Here is a 23,207-nt window from a genome sequence, read left to right as displayed (position 1 = left end):
ACCAAAATAGCTAATATCGCCAAAACGACAGCCGCAACAGCATGGCTGGAGCTATTCGTCCATGTATGCAGATAGGTTGAACGCAGCATGGGCGTCCAGACGGCAACAACCGCGATGCAAACAAGCAAAAGGCTACCCAAACAACGGGCTGCCCGACGGGCATACGCCTGTAATTCGCCTTCTGTCCGCCAGATCAACCATCCAGATCCCAACAATCCATAACCAACAACCAAGGCAAAGCCACAGAAAATCGAGAACGGATTGAGCCAATCTAAGGCGCTACCCGTAAAGTGGTTGCCCGTGGTCTTAATCCCAAGCAGCAATCCACCCAGAACCGTACCCTGACAAAAAGTCGCAAGGGTTGAACCGGCCATAAATGCGGAACCCCAAAGGCAGCGCGCTTCTTTGGTATGTGCCTGCACCCGAAATTCAAATGCTACCCCGCGGAAAATAAGGGAGAGCAGCATCACAATAAGCGGGAGATAAAGGGCTGGCAAAATTACGGAATAAGCCGTCTGGAAAGCGCCTAAAAGAACAGCGCCCCCGAAAACCATCCATGTCTCGTTACCATCCCATACCGGTGCAATGGTATTCATCATGACATCGCGATGTTCTTCATCCTTTTGGGTAAAGAACAAGATACCGATCCCAAGATCAAAGCCGTCAAGAACAACGTAGATAAGGATACCTACTGCGGCCAGACATGCCCAGATAACGGGCAGCCAATATTCTGTTGCAGTCATCTTATTAACTCCGTTTACCGGAAAGGTCTTCTGCCAGACGGGTTGCCCCTTTGGCATGGCTGTTCTGGAGAGCATTTTCCGGATCAGCACCACTTTCATGGGAAGACGGCTGATGGGAAAGCATCCGGAACAAGATCAGCATACCCGCTCCGAAAACGAAGAAGTAAACGATCACAAAGGCCGTCATCGAGAAAATCATACTCGGCAACATGACCGGCGAAACACTGTCAGACGTGCGCAGCAATCCGTAAATGGTATAAGGCTGACGACCGACTTCCGTCGTAATCCAACCGCATAACAGGGCAATAAAACCTGACGGTGCCATAACCAGCGTCGCCCATTGCAAGGCAGGGCTGTTGTAAAGCTTGCCACGGAAACGCAAAAGCAGTGACCAAAGACCCAGCAGGATCATCAAACCACCAAGACCGACCATAATTCTAAAAGAGAAAAACAGGATCGGGGAAGGTGCGCGTTGATCTTTCGGGAAATCTTTCAGACCCGGAACCTTACCGTTAAGGCTGTGGGTCAAGATCAAAGAACCAGCATAAGGAATTTTGATGGCGTAATCTGTATGCTCGGTTTTCATATTCGGGATACCGAACAGAATTTCAGAAGCAGGGCCTTCGCTTTCCCAGTCACCTTCCATTGCGGCGATTTTAGCAGGCTGATATTTCAGCGTATTCAAGCCATGCATGTCACCGGCAAGAAGCTGGAAGGGCGCTGCAATGGCGGCCATCCATAACGCCATGGAAAACATAACGCGGACAGGTTCACTGACTGGCTTACCGTTTTTGCGGTCGCGCAGCATGTGGAAAGCAGCCGTAGCGCCAACAACAAAGGCGACACAAATAAAGGCAGCCATACCCATATGCACAAGGCGATAAGGGAAAGACGGGTTAAAAATGACTTCAAACCAGCTTTTTGGCAGGAAATGACCAGTCTTCGGATCAATGGTATAACCGGCAGGGGTCTGCATCCATGAATTGGATGCCAAAATCCACGTCATGGAAATCAGGGTTCCAATGGAAACCAGACAGGTCGCCAGAAAATGTAATCCTTTTCCGACGCGTCCCAGACCAAAAAGCATGATGCCAAGAAAGCCTGCTTCAAGGAAAAAGGCGGTAAGCACTTCATATCCCAAAAGCGGGCCTGTTATTGCCCCTGCTTTTTGAGAGAAGAGAGACCAGTTCGTCCCGAATTCATAGGCCATAACCAGACCGGAAACCACGCCCATACCAAATACGAGCGCGAAAATTTTGATCCAGTATTTAAAAAGATGAAGATAAACATTCCGGCCTGTTTTTAACCACAAACCTTCGAGAACAGCCAAATAGGCTGCAAGGCCAATAGAAAAAGCCGGGAAAATAATATGAAAGCCCACCGTGAATGCAAATTGTATTCGGGCGAGCATTAGAGCGGTCGCATCTGGTACCATAGAAATGGCTCCGTCGATAATATTAGGAATTATTAGGTTTTATGGGCTTTTCTTCAGGTATCAGCTGCCTGAATCTGCAAAATGCCCCCTTATACTATTGGATGTATTGATAGCATTAGGTATCGTGTCAATAGAGAATTTCTTGATCGTTCGGGGTAATATTATCTATCTATGCGCTATTTATCTTCAATAAAGTCCAATTAACACTTTATATTTCCTCTATTTTATTTATTGTTTTTATATATTTTAAAATAGTAATATATTGATATCAGATTATTTTGAGTATATTTCTGTAGTTATAACGATATTTATAAATGAATAACAATTTTTAAATAAAATAGAAATAAAAGAACTATAGCCTTTATTTGAAAAGACCATCATAGAGTGGTTGAATAATGGTGATTTCAAGAATAAATCCGAACAGCAACAGGGTAAAACAGGCCTGTGTCTCAATATTGAAAATAACGATTTTTGAAATCGAATTATTTTCTATACAGAAAAAGCAATCGCCGGAAATGGCATATATTATCTGATTTTCAGCCTATTGTAGTCAAAAAGTCATAGTTTCGTAGTGTAATTTGTAATTTTAATATGCGCCATAATATGATTGTTTTTCAAATGATTCTGTTTTTTGTTAGCGTTACCTGATAAAAACAGACCGACCTTGTTCTGTGTTTTAATAATAGCTGTCAGATCGGGTTAAATTTTGTTAGAGACGACGTCCAAGTCTCCCCTCGCTCATAGAATCAAAGGTTGAAGCGATATGACCATTTCCACCCTTGAAAAATCTGACATTGCCGCCGCTCAGGCATCAAATGCCGAAAATCATCGGATGGACTCTGCCCTTGATCCATGGCGGGGTTTTAAAGGGCGTAAATGGCAACGAGAAATCGACGTCCGCGACTTTATTCTAGGGAATGTCACTGGCTATACCGGTAACAGCGACTTTCTCGCCGATATCACGCCCAAGACGACAAAACTTTGGGACAAACTGAAAGTCTTTCTGGAAGCCGAACGCCAGAAAGAAGGCGGCGTTCTGGATGTAGACACCTCCACTGTCTCGAATATCACGTCACATGCTCCAGGCTTTATTGACCGTGATCTGGAAGTCGTCGTCGGCTTGCAAACTGATGCTCCGCTGAAACGAGCGATCATGCCTTTCGGCGGCTATCGCATGGTTAAAAAAGGGCTGGAAGCATACGGCTTTAAAGCAGACGAGAGCCTGTCTGAAATTTTCCCGTCACTGCGTAAAACCCATAATGACGGGGTCTTCGACGTCTATACGCCGGAAATTATGGCTTGTCGGCGTTCCGGCATTATCACCGGCCTGCCAGACGCTTATGGTCGTGGCCGGATTATCGGTGATTATCGTCGCGTCGCCCTTTATGGTACCGATTGCCTGATCGAAGACAAAAAAGAACAGGGAAAACGACTGGAACGTAACCCGTTTGATGAAGAAACCATCAAATTACGGGAAGAAGTCGCCGAACAGATCAAGGCACTTCACGAACTGGCCGCTATGGCTAAAAAATACGGCTGTGACATTTCACAGCCTGCGGTTACGGCACAGCAAGCTGTCCAGTGGACGTATTTTGCTTATCTCGCCGCTGTGAAAGAAGCCAATGGCGCGGCCATGTCCTTGGGACGGGTATCGAGCTTCCTCGATATTTATATTGAACGCGATCTGAAAGAAGGCCGGATCACCGAAGCCGAAGCACAAGAACTGGTTGATCAGTTTGTGATGAAACTCCGTATTGTCCGCTTCCTCCGCACGCCGGAATATGATCAGTTATTCTCTGGTGATCCGACATGGGTCACGGAATCCTTGGGCGGTATGGCGATTGATGGCCGGACGCTGGTCACCAAATCCAGCTTCCGCTTCTTGCATACCTTAGAAAATCTGGGACCCGCACCGGAACCGAATTTGACGGTTCTGTGGTCAGAAAATCTGCCTAAAGGTTTCAAAGACTACTGCGCCAAGATTTCGATTGATACCTCGTCAATCCAATATGAAAATGACGACCTGATGCGCTCTTATTGGGGCGACGACTATGGCATTGCCTGCTGCGTCTCCGCCATGCGCATTGGTAAACAGATGCAATTCTTTGGTGCGCGCGCCAATTTGGCAAAAACCTTGCTTTATGCCATCAACGGCGGCCGCGATGAAAAGAGCGGTGTTCAAGTTGCGCCTGCCTTTGCTCCTGTCACAGGTGACGTGCTGGATTACGAAGATGTAAAATCCCGCATGGTTCAAATGATGGAATGGCTGGCCAGCGTCTATATCAATGCCTTGAATGCTATTCACTTCATGCATGACAAATACATGTATGAACGGGTCGAAATGGCACTGCATGATCTCGACATCTTGCGTACCATGGCTTGTGGTATTGCTGGACTTTCTGTTGCCGCTGACAGCTTGTCTGCCATCAAACATGCCAAGGTCAAAATCATTCGCGATGAGCGCGGTTTAGCCACCGATTTTGAAATCGAAGGCGAATATCCGGCTTATGGTAACAATGATGACCGCGCCGATGAAATCGCGATCTGGCTGGTTGAAACCTTTATGAACATGCTGCGGAAACAGACGACTTATCGTCATTCTGTCGCAACCCAGTCTATTCTGACGATCACTTCCAACGTGGTTTACGGTAAAAAGACCGGCAATACCCCTGATGGTCGCCGTGCAGGTAAACCTTTCGCACCGGGGGCTAACCCGATGCATGGTCGCGATTTGAAAGGCCCCGTTGCTTCCATGGCTTCGGTTGCCAAATTGCCCTACGCCCATGCACAGGATGGTATTTCCAATACCTTTACGATTGTCCCGAATGCTTTGGGCATGAATAAAGAAGAACGGATTGATAATCTGATTGGTTTGCTGTCCGGTTACTTCGGTGCAGGCGCTCATCACATGAATGTCAATGTGTTTGACCGGAATACCTTGCTGGATGCCGTCGATCATCCAGAAAAATACCCGCAATTAACCATCCGCGTTTCTGGTTATGCCGTCAATTTTGTGAAATTGACCCGTGAACAGCAAATGGACGTTATTCACCGGACTTTCCATGGCCTTGATAATTAAAAGACCATCCGCAGCCAGCCTCGTTGAAGAGGCTGGCTGCGATAGCAGCCTCACGGGTCGAATTCATTCGACCGAAATCGGGGGCGCTGTTGATGGCCCCGGTGTGCGTTTCGTTCTATTCTTGGCTGGCTGCGCCTTGCGCTGCCAATATTGCCATAATCCTGATAGCTGGTTTTTAAAAAACGGCCGTCAGGTAACCATGCCCGAAATCACCGAAGAAATTGCATCCTATGCCGATTTTTTGAAACGGGCAGGGGGCGGCATCACCATCAGCGGCGGCGAACCTCTGGTTCAGCCAGAATTTACGGCTGCCATTTTGAAAGCAGCCAAGCATCTGGGACTTCATACCGCCATTGATACAGCGGGCTTTCTCGGGGCACAGGCCGATGATGCTTTATTGGCTGATAGCGACCTTGTTCTTTTGGATATCAAAGCCTTCAACGGTAAACGCTATAAAGATCTAACTGGCGTCGAACTTCAGCCTACCTTAGCCTTTGCCAAGCGTTTAGCTGATTTGAAAAAGCCGGTCTGGCTGCGTTATGTCTTGGTGCCGGGATTAACCGATAATTATAATGAAATAGCCAATCTGGCTGATTTTGCCGCCACTTTAGGCAATGTGGAGCGGGTTGACGTTCTGCCTTTCCATAAAATGGGCGAATATAAATGGAAAGCCAGCGGCCTTGACTATAAATTAGGCGAGACACAACCGCCGTCGCCCCAACAACTAAAAGATGTGCGTGGCATCTTTAGCGATAATGGCCTGAATCTATCCTGATTGATCGGCTTTATTGAAAACCATTTGCAATATCTTGACAGAGTCTTGATACTTCTATCATAGCCTATCGTTCCGGCGATTGCTGTTTGTTGGGATACTGACCGGCGGCTAATAAAACGCCTCTTCACAGCTATCGCCGCATCGGGGGAACAAGGTGCTTTATCAGGATATTATGACACCAGAATGGTCGAAGCGTTATCGAAATCTTCTGGCAATGACCGCCTTTTTTGCCGGAATAAACAGCCTTTTTCCTGTCAATTTTGCCTGTGCGGCGACAACTGACCACGCCGATTCCTCTAAAAAAAACACCCCCAAAAGTGACACGATCATTGTCACAGGGCGGCCTATTTTCAAAACGGCCAACGGCTTTTCCGTGAATGATATTGGCGGCGGCCTTATTCAAAAAGAAACGGAAACAAGATCGGTCAGCCATATCTCCACTGACTTTATCCAAAAACAGGCCCCTACCGCTAATGCTTTTGATCTGGTGGCGTTGTTACCGGGTGCCAATGTCACATCTTCCGATCCTTTGGGCTTTTCAACCCAAACCAACATCACAATACGCGGCCTAAGCGGTGACGCGATCGGTTATGTGTTGGAAGGCATGCCTCTCAATGACGTGGCTTATTATACCGGATACCCGACCCAATTTGCCGATAGTGAAAATTACCAACAAATCGGCCTAGCCCAAGGCTCTGCTGATCTCGATAGTCCGGTGTTGAATGCCGCCGGTGGTGTCATGAATCTTAATTTTCGCAGACCCGCCGATAAAATGGGCGGCTATGCCGATTTTTCTTATGGTTCTTACAATACCAACCGCCAATTTCTTCGCTTCGATACCGGTGAAATTGGCCATACTGGCGTAAAAGGCTTCGTTTCCTATTCCCATGCTCGCACCGATAACTGGCGCGGCGCGGGCTATGACGAAAAACAGCATGTCGATTCCAAACTGTTAAAAGAATGGGGCAATGATAACCATGTTTCTCTTTTAGGAACGTGGAACAAAGGCATCACCAGCTATTATCCACAGGTGGACAAGCAAAGCTGGAAAGAAAACGGCATTTCAGGCAGCAATAATCTCGCTTCCCGTTACGATGTTAATAATGATGCCGCTGGCACTGATTATTGGCGTCTTTATCGCGCCCCTGAAGAGATTTTCTACCTAGCTGCTCCGATCGAATTGCGACCTGCCTCAAATCTTAAATTGAAAATTACGCCTTATGGACAATGGGACAGGGGTAACGTTCCGGCTGGCTCAACATTGAATAACAGCGGGCTCTGGAATGGCACTGAAGCCATTGCGGGCACAATCAACCTACCCAATGCCACAGACGGCACGGCCACCGTCCGTTCTAACTATACCCAGCGTTCTGCACGGGCAGGTGTCAATGCCAGCGCGATCTGGTCGGTTAAAAACCACGATATCACTTTAGGCTATTGGTTCGATTATTCCGCCGATAAACAGCAGAATAGTTTTACGCCGGTAGACAGCAATGGCTATGCGGCCAATATCTGGGCAGATCACGGCCAAAATACCATCAAAATGCCCGATGGATCGCCTTTATTAGGCTCGGATAATCGCACCCATACTTATGTGAATGCGGTTTACCTTGGCGATCATATGTCTTTTTTACAAAACAAGCTGACTTTTGATATCGGCTTCAAAGAAGTCATCATGACAAGGCATGGTTATAACTATTTGCCGGGCTTACAGCATAAAGCCAATTTTTCGACATCCGAACCGCTACCAAGATTAGGGCTGCGCTATCAAATCGACAGCAAAAGCCATGTCTTTTTCAGCGCCTCGACCAATTTCAGAACGGCCGATGAAACCGCCCTTTATAACAGCTATGACCCAACCAGCGGCGAATTGCTGGTTACCGGCAATAAAAACCTGAAAAATGAATATTCCGTCTCGGAAGAATTGGGCTATCGCTATTCCGATAATCTGGTCACGGGCAGCCTTACCTTATTCAATTACAATTTTTCCAATCGGCAATTGCAAACCGTTATTGTCCAGAATGGCTCGCATATTCAATCGACGATTAATGCGGGCAATCAAATCTCACGTGGTGTCGATTTTGAAATTGGTTTATCGCCATGGCATCACATCAGCCCGTATCTCTCCGGCGAATATCTTTATACGCGCCAAACCAGTGACCTTGCGGTTGGGGATGATTACTTACCGACCAAGGGTAAAAAAGCAGTGCGTAGCCCAGCTTTCCAAGGGTCTCTGGGCGTAACCTATGACGATCATCATTTTTTCGGCATGGCCAGCGTTAAATATACTGGCTCCCAATATGGCAGCTTTATGAATGATGAAAAGATACCGGCTTACGTCACGGGTAATATTTCGGTCGGTTATCGCTTCACGCAAGAAGCCTTCCTGAAACATCCCGAAATTCGGCTGAATTTCATCAATATCGGCAACAACCATTATTTATCCGGCATTGCCAGTCCGGCGATGAATGCCAATGACACGATTGGACGCAATGGAACGGTAATTTCCGGCAGCGCGCCTCAATATTATATTGGCGGCGGCTTTGCTGTTCTGGCTTCACTAAGTAGCGCATTCTGATATCAGCAACGCATTCACCAAGGGAAAGTTGATATCATGACAGAGGCCGCAGATAAGGCGGTGCATCAGTTTGGCGTTTCCGGTTATCAGTCGAAACGGGACTGGCCTTATCTGACAATGCCGGAAATAAATACTGTGCTTGCATCCTATAGCGGGCAGGGGAAGGCCATCAATATCCTGTCGCATAGTCGGCGGCCTTATTCTGCTGCGGCCTTATTTGAAACGGATAATCACCAAAAACGTTTTATAAAACGCCATCATTGCCGCATCAGAAATAAAAGCGAGCTGATAAAAGAACATCGCTTTGCTTTTCACCTTGATAAAAAAGCCTTTCCGATCAGCACGCCCTTGATCGCTGATAATCAGGAAAGCCTGATCGAAAAAGACCCGTGGCTTTATGAAATCCACCCAGCCGCCAAAGGAATGGACATCTATCAAGATGTCATGTCGTGGGAGCCCTTTTTCTGCTGCGAACATGCCTATGAAGCGGGTAAAATGCTGGCACATTTTCATCTGGCCGCCGAAGGCTTTGACGAAGCCCCCCGTCATCATGCTTTGCTGGTTTCTGCGGGCGATACTCTTTTACATAATGATTTTATCGCCGCATTGTCCGATTGGATAACGGCACAGCCCGAATTATCAAAACAGCTAGAAACAAAAAACTGGCAGAAAGATATCACTGAAAATATCCTGCCTTTTCATCAAAAATTACGGCTTCTTATCCCGGCGATTATCCCGCTTTGGGGACATGGAGACTGGCATAGCTCTAACCTGATTTGGACAGGTAAAGAGAAAAACGCAAAAGTAAGCTGTGTGCTGGATCTCGGTATGGCTGATTACACTTCGGCGATGTTTGATCTGGCAACGGCGGTTGAACGCAATGTGGTCGAATGGCTTGCGATGGATAGCCGTAAAGACATTGTGCTTTATGACCAGCTTTTGGCGCTGTTACGCGGCTATCATGATGTCCGGCCATTATCTCAAACCGATAAGCAACTTTTATCGGCCTTTTTACCTTTGCAACATATCGAATATGCGCTGTCCGAAATTACCTATTTTGGGACATTACTACAGGACACCGCTTCAGCAGAAGTCGCCTACCATGACTATCTTTTGGGACATTGCCGCTGGTTTTCTGGCGAAGAAGGCCAAAGGCTTTTGCAAAGCATCATAGAGTTTAAGGCTTAAAATCCTTATATTGATCTGGGTGCCCATAAGATAATGGCTGCCCCGATAAGGCAGACCGTCGCCCCAATAATATCCCAATGGTCAGGTGGAGTCGCTTCAACTTTCCAAGACCATATCAGGCTCATCACAATATAAATGCCGCCATAAATGGCATAGGCTTTGCCAGCATTTTCTGCCGGACTAAAGGTCAACAACCACGCAAATAACAAAAGCGAGGCAACGCCCGGTAACAGCCAGAGCGGCGATTTATGTAATCTGATCCACGCCCAAAATGAAAAACACCCTGTAATTTCGGCTAATGCCGCTGGAATATAAAGAAGGGCTAGCATTCGGATACCTTTAGACCAAAAGAGCGCAGGCCGCTGACTATAATCGGATCAAAAGCTTTTGAATATAGAGATATTTTCTAACCAGAAATGCCAAGGGCAGGGGCTATTCCTATAATATCTAACGCCTCTGCTTATTCTGAATAATCCCTATCAAGATAGATATCCGCGGTATCCCGATATAAACGCCTTAAAAAATATCAAAACATCATATGATTTTTAAAAGACACCAATTTTGGGACGCTAAAAAGGGAGCTTTAAACCCTCTTCTGAATAGGATTAGGCTAAAATCTCTTTCTTTCAGTTACCAAGCAAAACGGAAAATATTCTCTTCATTGCCGCATATACGGGCTTTCATCGCTGTAATTCCAAGGCTAAGTCAAGGCAGCCGTTTTTATAAAAGAGATCTTATCGTGTCCGTTTTAGAATGGCTGGCCGTTTTGACCAGTCTTTTAGGTATTGTTTTTTCAACCAGACAAAGGCGGATATGTTGGCTGTTCTACGGTATTTCATCTCTACTTTACGGTAAGATTTTCTTCTCTATCAAGCTTTACGCCGATTTTTTGCTGCAAATTTTCTTCTTTTTTTCGAGTATTTACGGCTGGTTTCATTGGCACCATCAACAAAAATCCAATGCCATGACGGTGATCGCCATACCTTATAAATGGTTACTAAGGGATGTGTTGGTAGCAGGCGTGATTTCTGCCTTATTCGGTTTCTATCTTAAAAATTATACCGATGACGCATTCCCGTGGCTGGATGCGGTTTTAAGCTGTTATAGCGTCGTCGCCCAATTCTGGGCTGCACGGTTATATAAAGCCAACTGGTATCTTTGGATTATCGTCGATTTCTTTTACACCGCATTATTCTGCTATCGCGGTCTTTGGCTGACGGCTGCGCTTTATTCTGTTTTTATGGTGATGGCGATGATTGGGCTAAAAAAATGGCAGAATGAAAATTCTGCCGTAGCTTGTGACTGATATTGTAAGGGAGTAAATGGTGGACGCACTTGGGCTCGAACCAAGGGCCCGCTGATTAAGAGTCAGCTGCTCTACCAACTGAGCTATGCGTCCACTATAATTTAAAACCGTAATGCTACGGTCTGTGTCCGCGCTATTAACAAAAAAAACGGGCTTTGCAAATGTTTTTTTCAAAAACTTTGCCCATTAATTTGAAAATAGCGCTTTTGACCCCGTTGATATCGCTATTTTTTCTTTTTCCCCAAAGCATAAGAGAAGGTAATTCGGCTCGTCGTATCAATCGGCTGTTTCGATGCCGAAACGTCTTTTTCGTAGTAAACGCTAAAGGACAGCTTCGTCGAAAGATTACCAATAAGCTTGGTCTCAAGCGCAGTCGTCGAGCTGGCGGTGATATCCTTGCTTTCAAAGAAGATCGAAGAATCTTCGGATACCGTTAACAGCGGCGAAACAATCCATTTGGTCGTAAAGGAGCCACGCATAGCTGCCGTATCTCTAATCCGGCGACCATCCGGTCTAGACGTATCAATAAAGATCGTATGACGATAGGCAGGACCACCTTCAACCGCGAGCGATAAATTGGGCTGGTCAAAGACTTTATAACCGATACCACTACCGCCTGTAATACGGGTGCGATAGCCCAAGAACATATCGCGTTCGTAAAGCGCAAGACCGTAGAGATAAAGTCGCTCGTCAAATTTGTAATGCGGCTGATAAGAAGCGGTAAAGCGTTCTGCCGATGTAACACCATAGGTGCTCTGGAAATCGGTTCTGGCCTTAATGGTATGGGTCCAGTTAATCCCGTTTCTTTCAAGGGCAACCGCGCCATAGATAGCCGATTGACGGGTATTACCTGTCATTTTCGCACCACCCAGCTCAACCGAACCTGTCCAATTCTGGAACATGCTGGAATCGGCCACCTGACGCAATTCCTTGCGCTTCTTCTCTGCTTCTCGGGCTTCAACCTTGGTATTGTAATCCGCAACCATGGCATCAATTTCACCCGCAGAATCCGGCACAGTCTTTTTAGCAATCAGGACGATAGCCTTAACCGTTTTGGGATCATCAAGGGTTAACGCTTTTGTTACCATCTCCTTGATCAGCTTTGGCGGCTCTTCTGCCCAGACCTCGCTAACCGGAACTAACGATAAAAGAACAGCACCCTGAGAAATTCTCCAAAGTAACCAAGGCGAAATCGTCCTGGAATGCAAATTGTCCTCCCGATGAAAATTAATTAAAGACTGGACGAGAATTCTGATAATATTTGTTCGTAAAGCGGTTTTTTAAAATCAACAATGGCATTCGGTAACTCTTTGGGTTCAATCCATTTCCACGCACGGAATTCCGGTTTTTCAGTGTTGATATTGATATCCTCATCCCGTCCCAAATAACGGGCAAGAAACCACAGCTGACGCTGTCCGCGATATTTGTTCTTGAAAAAAGAAGCCTGCAAATCTGCTGGAAAATCATAGGTCAGCCATTCTTTTGTATGGGTAATGATCGCAACCATACGGGGCGGAATGCCGGTTTCTTCCTGTAATTCGCGCAAAACACCAATTTCCGGCGTTTCTTTTGGTTCCAGTCCCCCCTGAGGCATCTGCCAAGCCTCTTCCTTCATGTCATTTCTGCATGCGGCAAAGACAAGATTATCTTTATTCAAAAGCATAATGCCAACACCAGGCCGGTATTCAAGTTTATCCATCATATATTCCTTTAATTTCTCGATCATGATGCTAAAATAACACGAATACGCAGCTTTAAATTCAATCGTGTTTTATAGTTTACCTTGCCATCCATTCGCATAATCTTGGATAATCATTGCGACAATAGCTTCGGCCACCTCGGCAGGAGAACGCAACAGATCTTTATTCTCGTCTGGAAAAGCGCGTTTGCGTCCTTCTGTTGCTACCGCTTCTAATTCAGCCAAGGCTACTTTGACAGTGTCTCGCTCGGCATTTTCTGCTCCATAAGCCAGTAATATGGCTTCCATCGCCATTTTGGAGGCGTAATAGCTGCCATTATAGGGAAAAGGTGCTTTGCTTTTAGGAAGTGTCAGCCCGACGACATGGGCTAAATGGCTTTTTTGTAACAACGGATCAAAACAGCTTAACAAATTTTGCTGTGCCAACACATTGACGGCCATCATCTGCTGCAAGGCCGGTGATATCGTTACGATAGACGGCTGGGCTTCATAACGGGCAGCGGCCATGACCATGATATCCAAGGCTTTCCATCTGCCGGAAATAGCAGCGACCAGATGATGGCAGCTTCCTGAATTGGTAATATCCATCGGCGCAATCGTCGCCGACCCGCCTTTTTCGTAAATCTGCTCTTCGACTTTATCCAAATCGGTGGCCGTTCGGGCAACCAAAACCACATGCGCCCCCGCGGCGGCTAGCGCTTTAGCCGTGGCAGCACCAATGCCACGACTGGCACCTGTAACGAGAGCAATTTGATCGGCAAGAGGAGGGTTTTTCATGGGCTTCTTATGATTAAAATATCATTTCAATAAAATGAACAAAAAATTTCTAATAAAATAGAAAATAAGAAAAATTTTATTCCTCTGTTTTCATAGGGATCATAAAAGAAATGAAAAAGAGATTCCGCCAATAACTCAAAATGACAGAACGAGCGTTACCTTTTCGCCGCTTTTTTGAAACCACAGATGATTTTCGGCATATCAGTGATTAAATGCCTTTAATCAGATTATTATATCTTATATTATGTTATAATATTTTGAATTTTTATTGCAGATCGACAGTGTTTTTTCAAAAAGAGAATATATTCATCCTACTCGATGAATATTCTGCCGAGCTGATAAGACATCATCCCTATTGATGTGCTATTTTTGAATTCACGAATTTTATTAAAAAGATAAATCCAAAAGAAAAAACTATCGTAAATTCTGAACCAAATCGCAAAGATTATCAGCTTCCACTCTGTTGCTTCCAAAGTCGATTGTTTTTAATTGCACATTAGAATTGGCTGAAAGTTGATATCTTAGTTCAAATCTGTGTTTATGAACCGCAACCGTTTTTGATTGCGCTTTTCTTCCCGTCGAATACCCTCCAAATAATCCCTTTCCTGCACCCACGGTAAAAGAACCTGACTGCTTGGTTGTTGTCTGTAATTCCGTATCCGTATTGATACGGGCTGACAGAATATTTTGAGGAAATAAAACCGTTGCACTCAATTTATTATGCCACTCATTCATAATAATTAACCCAGCAGAATTAACGACGAAGCTGTCTCTGCCTATTCTGTAGGTATAAATATTTTAAAATTACCATAATTATATTGAGAAATTATTTTATGAATGGACTGTAGAATATCTGAATCGCTCGTTTTTTCTTCAAGCCTTTTAGTTATTATATACCCCAATACAGAACCAAGAATAGCGCTCCATATTATAGATTTCATCCATGAAGCGTGAAATAAGAATAGAAATAATGAAAATAAGACTGCAAGAGAAATTAATGAAAATTTGATAAATCTTTTTTGAAAATTATCTTTATTATTTTTGTTATGCGTCTCATCTAATCCCAATAATCTATTAAATTCTTCATTTTCAATTTTAGTTGAATTGTTTTGACCTGACGTCAAAGCATAATTGTTATTTATTTTTAATTCCATGACAAAAATCTTATAGCCGCATCTTGTTAAGATAGAATATTCTATTTTCTATACTCTATCATAAAATAAAAAATCCAGTTTTATATTAATTTATCTATCTAATTATTGATGAAGATGACTTTCATCGAATTTTATAAAGAATGGTTATCTTCTTATTTAGCTAAGATACACCAATGACTAGCTTCTGTTGACAAAGAGAGATAGCCATAATTTTACAGCCACCCAAATGCTTAAGATCACAATATTAAAGCACACTGATAAAATCGGTATTTTCATAAAAAACGGCAATAAAAAAGGGAGCCATTTTCAGGCTCCCTCAATCAAATATTCGGCATTGCGGCTACATTAAGCGATAGCCACTTGCTCCGAAAGACGTACCAGCTGTTCGCTCGCACTTAATTCACCCAGATCAGTCAATGGCGTCGGATAGGCACCCGTGAAGCAAGCATCGCAATATTGCGGCTGTGCATCATTGCGTCCATCTTCACCGACAGCGCGATAGAGACCATCCATCGAGATAAAGGCCAGACTATCAGCACCGATATATTCGGCCATTTGATCGACTGTCATTTTAGCGGCCAATAATTTAGCGCGCTCTGGCGTATCCACACCATAAAAACAGCTGTGACGGGTTGGCGGGCTAGCAATCCGAAGATGGATTTCTTTAGCACCTGCATCCCGCAGCATCCGAAGAATTTTGATACTGGTTGTGCCTCTGACGATTGAATCGTCAACCAAAACCAGCTTCTTTCCTTCGATCAAGGCGCGGTTAGCATTATGTTTCAGCTTAACACCCAAATGGCGGACTTGGTCGCCCGGCTGAATAAAGGTGCGTCCGACATAATGGGAGCGGATAATACCCAATTCGAAAGGCAATCCTGCCTGCTGGGCATAACCGATAGCGGCTGGCGTGCCTGAATCCGGAACAGGAATAACCATATCTGCATCGACAGGGTTTTCACGCGCCAGCTCGACACCGATCGACTTACGCACGGAATAAACCGAGGTGCTACCGATCAAGGAATCTGGTCGCGAAAAATAGACATGTTCAAAGATGCAGGGACGTGGTTTTTGCTTTTTAAAGGGGTGCAGCGACTGCAATCCCTTTTCCGAAACAATAATCAATTCACCCGGTTCTACCTGACGGATATAGGTTCCGCCGATAATATCGAGAGCGACCGTTTCGGAAGCACAAACAAAAGAATCCCCGACTTTACCCAGAACCAGCGGGCGAATACCCAAAGGATCACGGCAGGCAATCATACCTTCCGGTGTCAGGCAAGTAAGGGAATAAGCGCCTTCGACCTGCTTTAAGGCATCGATGAATCGGTCTAACAGGCTGCGATAGCTGGAGGTTGCGACCAAATGGATAATCGTTTCAGTGTCCGAGGTGGACTGAAAGATTGACCCATGCCGCACCAGCTGGTGACGCAATGTTTCGGCATTGGAAATATTGCCGTTATGGGCAATGGCAAAACCACCCGAAACCAGTTCAGCATAAAGCGGCTGAACATTGCACAAGGTGCTGGCACCGGTCGTAGCATAACGGACATGGCCAATGGCACATGAACCCGGCAAGCTACGAATAGCATCATCACGGTCAAAGTTACCGGCGACGTGACCAACAGCGCGACGGGAATGAAAATTCTTTCCATCCCAACTGGTGATACCGGCGGCTTCTTGCCCGCGGTGCTGCAAAGCATGTAGTCCAAGGGCTACAACGGCAGAGGCTGTATCTGCACCCCAGATGCCGAAAACACCACATTCTTCGTGAAGGCTATCATCGGATAACCCATTGTCTGAATATGCAGTTGTCGTCGTCGGGGCAGAGATAGAGTCGGAAAAGAGTTCGCTCGAAAGGCTAGGCGACATATTTCAATCCGGCTGAAATTATCAGGTTGGGGGATAATACGCTTTTTTAAAGGATTTGTCCTCCCCATTATGTCTAATTTTTAAGCAATTCTTTATAAGAAAAAAAGAGGCTATTTTGTTAATTTTTTATAATATATCGAAAATTATGTAAAATCTCAGGATGAGCGATAAGTGGCTGAATAATATCCTGTTTTTATTTCTAAAATAAAAAGATGGGATATTTTTTGTTATTTAGCTGTGATTATATCATTTTCAAATATTACAACAGATTCGGGGTATTTTCTCCTAAAAATCCCGAATCTGCTGCGCGATATAGTCTCTTTTTCAGAAAGTAATATCGAATTCTTTTGGCTATCTAAAAATGTTAGAATTTTATTCTTTCATTATAGATAGGCTGTTTTTTTTAAAAATTATCTTCTTACTCATCAGATACGAGGATGCGCCCAATCACAATCCTGATAGATAAAATCTAGATTGCCGGTTTCATGATGCTTCGCCAATAATTTTTCAGAAAAACTCTGCCCGCTTTCCAAAATTTGCCGTATCGGTGCCAGATAACGGCTTTCATTCTGACCTTTGTCATTCAAGAAAGCCCGTTTTTTCAAGGCCGCTTCCATCAAAGGCAAAAGGGCTCGTCCCAAATCCAATAATGACTGGCGATTGCCAATCATGGTCTTCAAACCCTTTTTGGGAACGTCATTCCGTAAAGCCTGATAGGATTCCAAATCCCATGTTTTAACGATCTCGGAAACATGATCCAGCAAATCGGAATCATACAGAATACTGATCCAAAAAGCGCTTAGGGCAGGGGACATCATTGCGGATGCGCCATCGGCCCCCCTCATTTCGAGATAGCTTTTAAGACGCACTTCAGGAAATGCGGTGGAAAGATGATCAGTCCAATCGGATAATAACGGCTTTTCACCGGGCAGGGCGGGTAACTCCCCCCTTAAAAAGGCCCGAAAATCCTGACCCGATGCATCAATATATTGGCCGTTCCGGTACACAAAATACATCGGAACCGACAACATATAGTCGATATAGCGCTCATAACCGAAATCATCGTCAAAAACGAAGGGCAACATGCCTGTCCGCTGCGGATCGGTATCTGTCCATATATGGCTACGATAGGATAAAAAGCCGTTTGGCTGTCCTTCTAAAAAAGGCGAATTGGCAAAAATAGCCGTCGCCAAAGGCTGTAAAGCCAAAGACGCCCGAAATTTTTTGACCATATCGGCTTCGCTGCCATAATCGACATTTGACTGGATCGTGCAGGTACGGAGCATCATATCCAAACCAAGCTTACCTACTTTAGGCATATACTCGGTCATGATTTTATAACGCCCTTTGGGCATCAAAGGCAGGTCGCTGCGCTTTTTATCTGGCCATAATCCTAACCCTAAAAAGCCCAGTCCCAATTCACCACCGACTTCTTGAGTCTGATTGATATGGCGAACGATCTCGTCATAGCTTTCATGGATAGTGCTACGGGGTGCGCCTGAAAGTTCAAATTGTCCGGCAGGCTCTAAACTGATGCCGCCATCTTCACCGGATAAGCCGATAATTTTGTCGTTTTCGTAGATCGGCGTCCAGCCAAAGCGAGTAAAACCCTGTAAAAGATCACGAATACCGCCAGCTTCCTTATAGGAAGGGGCTTGATGGTCTTTCTTTTTATAGACCAATTTTTCATGTTCTGTGCCAACGCGCCATTGCGCCTTCGGTTTTTCACCGCTCTGAAAAATCCGTAATAGATCATCGCGATTCTCGATCGGATGATCTTTGCTGCTGGATGTCTGACGCGTGCTCATGACACAAGATATAATCACTCTATCCGAGCGCTGCCAATCTATTTAGTCGCAACTTTTAGTCCGCTCTGATAGATTTTTTCTATAGATAAATTAAATTATGCTAGATTTAAATTTATTATTAAATTGCAGATGAAAGCGATTAACAGCGCCGAAAACACGTCAATTGTTGGATGCATATCCCATTTTCTCCGAAAATAGGGTGTAATATCGGGAAATCTGGCCAAGGATACGCATCGTTCAATGTCTCTAAAAACCGTCATCCAAGGCTTGTTTTATCGATCGATATCAAGGCGATATCGACGATCATATCTTATCCGATGCCGTGCCTTCTCTTCTTTTCACGACCACGCTTTTTCATTTGAATTTTGAAAAGGCAGCCTTTTTACCCAAATTTGATTTTTTGTGCGGCCATTGCTGCTATCCGATATGAATAAACAGGCCGTCTAGATCCGCGTTAAAGCGCCCTTAGTCATTTCCTTGTCTCGGCTGTTTTCCCCAATCGCCAGCCGTTGCCATCCATAAGGCAGCGGCTGCAATGGCGGCGGTATCTGCCCGCAAGATACGCGGACCCAAAGAAACCGGCACAGCCTGCTGTATTTGATGAATCATCTCGCGTTCTTGATCGGTAAACCCGCCTTCGGGGCCTATCAGAATAGCCGCAGGTCCTTTTCTTTGGGTAATGGCCGAAATCATGGATTCGCCACCTGTTTCATCAGCAAAAAACAAAGCACGCTCTTCCGGCCAGTCTGCTAAAATTTGCTTTAAACTACAGGCTTCCGACACTTCTGATAAAGATGTCCTACCACATTGTTCAGCCGCTTCGACGATATGTGCCTGTAATCTTTCCAGATTAACGCGGTCAACAATAGTGCGCTGGGTGATGACAGGAGTGATCCGCGCCACGCCTAATTCACAGGCTTTTTCATAAATCCAGTCGATCCGGCCTTTTTTGATCGGTGCCGTCAACAGCCATAAATCCGGTATGGCTTCTTTCTCATTCAGATGATGGATAATCTTTATCTGCAAATGCTTGCGGTCGGCTTCAATAACTTCACCCAGCCATTCACCCGTCATATTATCGAACAGAACAAGCTGGCTACCCATTTTAAACCGCATCACCGAAATGAGATAATGCGCTTGCGCCCGATCGGGGACAATCACCGCCTCCAATAACAGCTTTTCGTCAACATATAGACGGGGCAGGGTATTTACAGGCCAAGCCGGTTCAGCGACCATAGGAATATCTTCTTTTCTTTAATGCTATGCGGTTCACCTAAAGGAAGGCAAAAGTCCAAAAGCGATCAGGCGTCACCATGGGTATAACCGAGGCGATCAGGCTGCTCGATCCGTTCGTGACCATTAAAAAGGGACAAGCCACTACCCGCGGTGAATTTACCGACTGAATACAGCTCGAAATTCTTCTCTCTCGCCAATTTAATCAGATTATGACGTTTGTCAGGCGCACAGGCCATGACTAACTGATAATCGTCACCCGCCGTTACGGCCTGTAACCGCGTCGATCGGGTATCCCCGAAATGACTAATAGCTTCATGTGAAATAGGCACTTTATCCAAACGAACCCGCACAGCCAGTTCACTGGCATGGGCAATCCGTTCGGCATCAATCAACAAACCATCTGAAATATCGGCCATGGCATGGACATAAGGTGCCAACCACATACCTTCTTTTAAACGCGGTTCTGGTGATTGATATGCCTGTATCAGTTTTCCATTCGTCGAATGATTAATCAGCTTTTTCTGTTTCAGAAGCTGTAATCCGAAACCGGCATCACCGATTGGGCCCGTAATCCATAATTCGTCGCCTTCTTTGGCACCGCGACGATCCGGCACACCGCAGGTAGGGGCAAGACCAATAACGGTCATGGCTGAAAAATGGCCAGCATTCCGAGGCACAGCCACGGTATCGCCACCTAACAAAGGAAGGTTATATTGATGACAAACCGATTCCAGACCTTTTAAAAAGGCCTGATCCCATTTATAATCGGGGCCCAGACTATATCCCATCAAGGCGCCAATAGGCTTTGCACCTTTGGCTGCTAAGTCGGACAAATTAACGCCAACCAGCTTTTGGGCTACCGTTTCCGGTGGGTCACTGGGGAAATAATGCACATTTTCGACAATGATATCATGGGATAACACAAGGTCGCCCGCAGGACGGGGCAAAACCGCCGCGTCATCGGAAAGATTGCGCGCGGCAGGATCACCGGCAATTTGGCGTAACGCCGTAATAAAAGCCTGTTCCCGACCGGACATAGTTATCCCTGTGATATTCTAGGAAGCCGAACTGGGCGAACGCAATTTCTTGGCGACCGTATCCAGCAATCCGTTGACGAAATTCTTTTCCTGACGATCATAAAAAGCATTCGCAACGTCAATATATTCGCTGATTACTGTCGCGGTAGGGACATCGGGGCGTGCCAATAATTCATAGGTGCCCGCCCGTAAAATCTGACGCATCGGGCGATCAAGACGGTCAAGACTCCATCTTTCCGACAGATTTTCGGAAATGACCGTATCAATTTCTTCGCAACGCGCGCCAACACCTCTGACGATATCGTCAAAAAAGGCGGGTTCTGCCTTGGTATAGGTTGCGTCTTCAATAGTGGCACCCAAACGATATTGATGAAATTCATCCAATAAAATCGGGAGCGATGTTTTTTCCATTTCGCGCTGATAAAGTGCCTGAACGGCAGCCAATCTGGCTGCCGAACGGGCGTTTTTATGCAGGCGTTTTTGCGATTGCGCCATATATTATTTAAGCCTTGATATCACAGATTCAGCATGAGCGGGCAGGCCTTCAGCCTTAGCCAAGGTCACAGCCGCAGGGCCAATTTTCTCTAACGCTTCTTGCGAACAATTAAGATAGGTGGTGCGCTTCATAAAGTCTATAACCGACAAACCAGAAGAGAAACGCGCACGCCGACCGGTCGGCAAAACGTGGTTCGGGCCCCCAACATAATCACCAATGGCTTCCGGCGTGTAACGGCCAAGGAAGACCGAACCAGAGTGGTGCACATTGGCAAAAAGCGCATCAGGATTGGCAACCGCCAATTCAAGATGTTCCGGAGCCAGACGGTCAACCAAAACAGGGGCTTCATCCAGTGACTGCACCAGAATAGTCGCACCATGTTTTTCCCAGCTTTCGCGGGCAACTTTTTGCGTTTCCAGCTTTTCTAGTCTTCTTTCGACGGCTTCGATCGTTTTCTCAATCAAAGCTTCTGAATCAGAAATCAAAATGGACTGGCTCGTCGGGTCATGCTCGGCCTGACTAAGAAGGTCAGCGGCCAACCATTCGGGATCATTATCCTTATCGGCAACAACTACGATTTCGGACGGGCCCGCAACCATATCAATGCCGACCTGACCATAAAGCTGGCGTTTGGCTTCGGCGACCCATGCGTTACCGGGGCCTACCACAACATCAACAGGTTTGATCTTTTCGGTGCCTAAAGCCAAAGCGGCGATTGCCTGCGCACCACCAATTTTCCAGATTTCATCGACTTCTGCAATCACTGCGGCTGCAATGACGGCTGGGTTAATAAAACCATCATGCGTCGGGGTAACCATAACCAGACGTTTTACACCGGCAACCTTTGCCGGTACCGCATTCATCAAAACCGATGAACAATAGGCGGCGCGTCCACCTGGTACATAAAGACCGGCGGCTTCAACGGCCTGCCAACGGACGCCCATACGGACACCGGCGGCATCGGTCATTTCACTGCTTTGCGGCAACTGATTTTCGTGACAATACCGAATACGGGTCGCGGCCAACTTCAAAGCATCCATCAATTCAGAAGGCAGGTTATCACAAGCTTCTTTAATTTCTTCTTTGGTGAGCTGCCATCCACCCTTATTCAGATCATGACGATCAAATTTCTGGGTTAATTCGGCAATCGCCACATCACCACGTTTTTTAACATCGGCAATAATGGCGGAAACATCGCGGGAAACATCGCCTTCGCTTTCCCGTCTTTCATCGACTAACCGAGCAAAATCGGTTTCAAAATCGGCCTTGCGGCTATCTAAATTAAGCAACATTATCCGCTACTCCTACCAAACGGCGGAAATTTTCAACCAAGGGCGCAATATCGCCAGCCCGCATTTTAAATGCGGCACGATTGACAACGAGGCGGGCAGAAATCGGCATAATTCTTTCGACTTCAACCAACCCATTCTCTTCCAAAGTGCGCCCCGACGAGACGAGATCGACAATCCGGCCCGCAAGACCCAGAGCAGGGGCAATTTCCATCGCCCCATTGAGTTTGATACACTCTGCCTGAACCCCGCGAGCCTCGAAATGTCGATGCGTCAAATGCGGGTATTTGGTAGCAACACGGACATGGCTCCATTCACGTGGGTCATCGTCCTGAGCAAGCCTCTTCGGCTCCGCTATAGAAAGACGACAGTGACCGATATTGAGGTCTACTGGCGCATAAAGCTCGGGATAGCTGAATTCTTCAATAACATCAGAACCGACGATGCCCATCTGGGCAGCACCATGTGCAACAAAGGTTGCGACATCGAAAGCTCGAACCCGAATGATTTCGACATCGGGGCGGTTCGTTTTGAAGCGCAGCAACCGGCTTTCTTTATCCAAAAAGGCCGATTCAGGAATGATACCGGCGGCTTCCAGCATGGGAAGCGCTTCTTTCAGAATACGACCTTTCGGGATAGCAAAGACAAGCGGTTTAGTCATGATGGAGGTTCCATACCCCTTGCAGCCCTATTCAGCAAGAAAAGGCGACATAAAAAGGCGATAAAAAAACAGAT

Annotated in this window: 20 protein-coding genes, 1 tRNA gene and 1 pseudogene (1 of these 22 running past the window's edge); 6 read left to right on the top strand and 16 right to left on the bottom strand. The window is 45.9% G+C overall.

The features are described 5' to 3' along the window. On the bottom strand, positions 1 to 713 hold the 5' portion of the coding sequence (gene cydB, locus FBY58_RS07410; RefSeq protein ID WP_409373547.1) for a cytochrome d ubiquinol oxidase subunit II. The gene continues 280 nt to the left of window position 1, outside the view; 713 of the gene's 993 nt are visible here — the first part of the coding sequence; the start codon lies at positions 711 to 713; its stop codon lies off the left edge, out of view. Between cydB and FBY58_RS09640 the strand changes: the two are divergent. Further along, positions 679 to 771 (top strand): annotated as a pseudogene (locus FBY58_RS09640) (hypothetical protein); the annotation flags it as partial. The gene cydB and the pseudogene FBY58_RS09640 sit on opposite strands and share 35 nt — an antisense overlap. On the opposite strand, the gene FBY58_RS07405 reads toward FBY58_RS09640, so the two are convergent. Further along, on the bottom strand, positions 748 to 2,178 hold the full coding sequence (locus tag FBY58_RS07405) for a cytochrome ubiquinol oxidase subunit I (protein WP_141920342.1): 1,431 nt from the start codon (positions 2,176 to 2,178) through the stop codon (positions 748 to 750). The pseudogene FBY58_RS09640 and the gene FBY58_RS07405 overlap by 24 nt on opposite strands. A 763-nt stretch (positions 2,179 to 2,941) precedes the next feature. On the opposite strand from FBY58_RS07405, the gene pflB reads away from it, so the two are divergent. The 4 genes from pflB (at position 2,942) to FBY58_RS07385 (ending at position 9,798) form a co-directional block, all read left to right on the top strand. Further along, positions 2,942 to 5,257, top strand: a complete 2,316-nt coding sequence (gene pflB, locus FBY58_RS07400) for a formate C-acetyltransferase (protein WP_141920341.1) — start codon at positions 2,942 to 2,944, stop codon at positions 5,255 to 5,257. Continuing rightward, complete coding sequence (gene pflA, locus FBY58_RS07395) at positions 5,241 to 6,032, top strand: pyruvate formate-lyase-activating protein (RefSeq protein WP_141920340.1); 792 nt, start codon at positions 5,241 to 5,243, stop codon at positions 6,030 to 6,032. Before pflB ends, pflA begins: the two co-directional genes overlap by 17 nt. A gap of 154 nt (positions 6,033 to 6,186) precedes the next feature. Then, positions 6,187 to 8,610 (top strand): TonB-dependent receptor, encoded by a 2,424-nt coding sequence (locus FBY58_RS07390; RefSeq protein WP_141920339.1) that lies wholly within the window; start codon positions 6,187 to 6,189, stop codon positions 8,608 to 8,610. 36 nt (positions 8,611 to 8,646) lie between these two features. Beyond that, a complete protein-coding gene (locus tag FBY58_RS07385) occupies positions 8,647 to 9,798 on the top strand; it encodes a phosphotransferase enzyme family protein (RefSeq protein WP_141920338.1) in 1,152 nt (383 codons plus the stop codon). Between the two features lie 5 nt (positions 9,799 to 9,803). On the opposite strand, the gene FBY58_RS07380 is transcribed toward FBY58_RS07385, so the two are convergent. Further along, positions 9,804 to 10,127 (bottom strand): YnfA family protein, encoded by a 324-nt coding sequence (locus FBY58_RS07380; protein ID WP_141920337.1) that lies wholly within the window; start codon positions 10,125 to 10,127, stop codon positions 9,804 to 9,806. Between the two features lie 410 nt (positions 10,128 to 10,537). Here FBY58_RS07380 and pnuC point away from each other — a divergent pair, with 410 nt between their 5' ends. After that, a complete protein-coding gene (pnuC, locus tag FBY58_RS07375; protein ID WP_141920336.1) occupies positions 10,538 to 11,104 on the top strand; it encodes a nicotinamide riboside transporter PnuC in 567 nt (188 codons plus the stop codon). A 17-nt stretch (positions 11,105 to 11,121) separates the two neighbouring features. Here the strand turns inward: pnuC and FBY58_RS07370 are convergent. From FBY58_RS07370 to hisG, 13 genes are all read right to left on the bottom strand, one after another. Beyond that, a tRNA-Lys gene (locus tag FBY58_RS07370) sits at positions 11,122 to 11,197 on the bottom strand. A gap of 131 nt (positions 11,198 to 11,328) precedes the next feature. After that, positions 11,329 to 12,312, bottom strand: a complete 984-nt coding sequence (locus tag FBY58_RS07365) for a YdiY family protein (protein WP_141920335.1) — start codon at positions 12,310 to 12,312, stop codon at positions 11,329 to 11,331. 23 nt (positions 12,313 to 12,335) lie between these two features. Next, positions 12,336 to 12,803 carry an RNA pyrophosphohydrolase gene (locus tag FBY58_RS07360; RefSeq protein ID WP_141920656.1) on the bottom strand — a complete coding sequence of 156 codons (468 nt, stop codon included), beginning with the start codon at positions 12,801 to 12,803 and terminating at the stop codon, positions 12,336 to 12,338. A gap of 72 nt (positions 12,804 to 12,875) precedes the next feature. Continuing rightward, the gene (locus FBY58_RS07355) at positions 12,876 to 13,580 is read right to left on the bottom strand and encodes an SDR family oxidoreductase (protein WP_141920334.1); all 705 of its coding nucleotides are present in this window, start codon (positions 13,578 to 13,580) and stop codon (positions 12,876 to 12,878) included. Positions 13,581 to 13,994: 414 nt separating this feature from the next. Further along, a complete protein-coding gene (locus FBY58_RS07350) occupies positions 13,995 to 14,315 on the bottom strand; it encodes a hypothetical protein (protein WP_141920332.1) in 321 nt (106 codons plus the stop codon). Positions 14,316 to 14,356: 41 nt separating this feature from the next. Beyond that, positions 14,357 to 14,734, bottom strand: a complete 378-nt coding sequence (locus FBY58_RS07345) for a hypothetical protein (RefSeq protein ID WP_141920330.1) — start codon at positions 14,732 to 14,734, stop codon at positions 14,357 to 14,359. 345 nt (positions 14,735 to 15,079) lie between these two features. Continuing rightward, entirely contained in the window at positions 15,080 to 16,606 is a 1,527-nt protein-coding gene (gene purF, locus FBY58_RS07340; RefSeq protein ID WP_141920328.1) for an amidophosphoribosyltransferase, read from the bottom strand. 425 nt (positions 16,607 to 17,031) lie between these two features. Next, on the bottom strand, positions 17,032 to 18,414 hold the full coding sequence (locus FBY58_RS07335; RefSeq protein ID WP_141920326.1) for a glutamate--cysteine ligase: 1,383 nt from the start codon (positions 18,412 to 18,414) through the stop codon (positions 17,032 to 17,034). A 465-nt stretch (positions 18,415 to 18,879) separates the two neighbouring features. Next, complete coding sequence (locus FBY58_RS07330; RefSeq protein ID WP_141920324.1) at positions 18,880 to 19,650, bottom strand: 16S rRNA (uracil(1498)-N(3))-methyltransferase; 771 nt, start codon at positions 19,648 to 19,650, stop codon at positions 18,880 to 18,882. A gap of 65 nt (positions 19,651 to 19,715) precedes the next feature. After that, positions 19,716 to 20,687 (bottom strand): thiamine-phosphate kinase, encoded by a 972-nt coding sequence (gene thiL / locus FBY58_RS07325; protein ID WP_141920322.1) that lies wholly within the window; start codon positions 20,685 to 20,687, stop codon positions 19,716 to 19,718. Positions 20,688 to 20,705: 18 nt separating this feature from the next. Beyond that, complete coding sequence (gene nusB, locus FBY58_RS07320) at positions 20,706 to 21,182, bottom strand: transcription antitermination factor NusB (RefSeq protein ID WP_141920321.1); 477 nt, start codon at positions 21,180 to 21,182, stop codon at positions 20,706 to 20,708. Positions 21,183 to 21,185: 3 nt separating this feature from the next. Next, positions 21,186 to 22,475 (bottom strand): histidinol dehydrogenase, encoded by a 1,290-nt coding sequence (gene hisD, locus FBY58_RS07315; protein WP_141920319.1) that lies wholly within the window; start codon positions 22,473 to 22,475, stop codon positions 21,186 to 21,188. Beyond that, positions 22,465 to 23,133, bottom strand: coding sequence for an ATP phosphoribosyltransferase (hisG, locus tag FBY58_RS07310; protein ID WP_141920317.1), 669 nt, complete (start codon positions 23,131 to 23,133; stop codon positions 22,465 to 22,467). Before hisG ends, hisD begins: the two co-directional genes overlap by 11 nt. Positions 23,134 to 23,207 lie beyond the last annotated feature (74 nt).

The organism is Zymomonas mobilis (genome assembly GCF_006715975.1).
GTDB lineage: Bacteria > Pseudomonadota > Alphaproteobacteria > Sphingomonadales > Sphingomonadaceae > Zymomonas > Zymomonas mobilis_B.
This window is presented reverse-complemented; position numbering and strand designations above follow the sequence as displayed.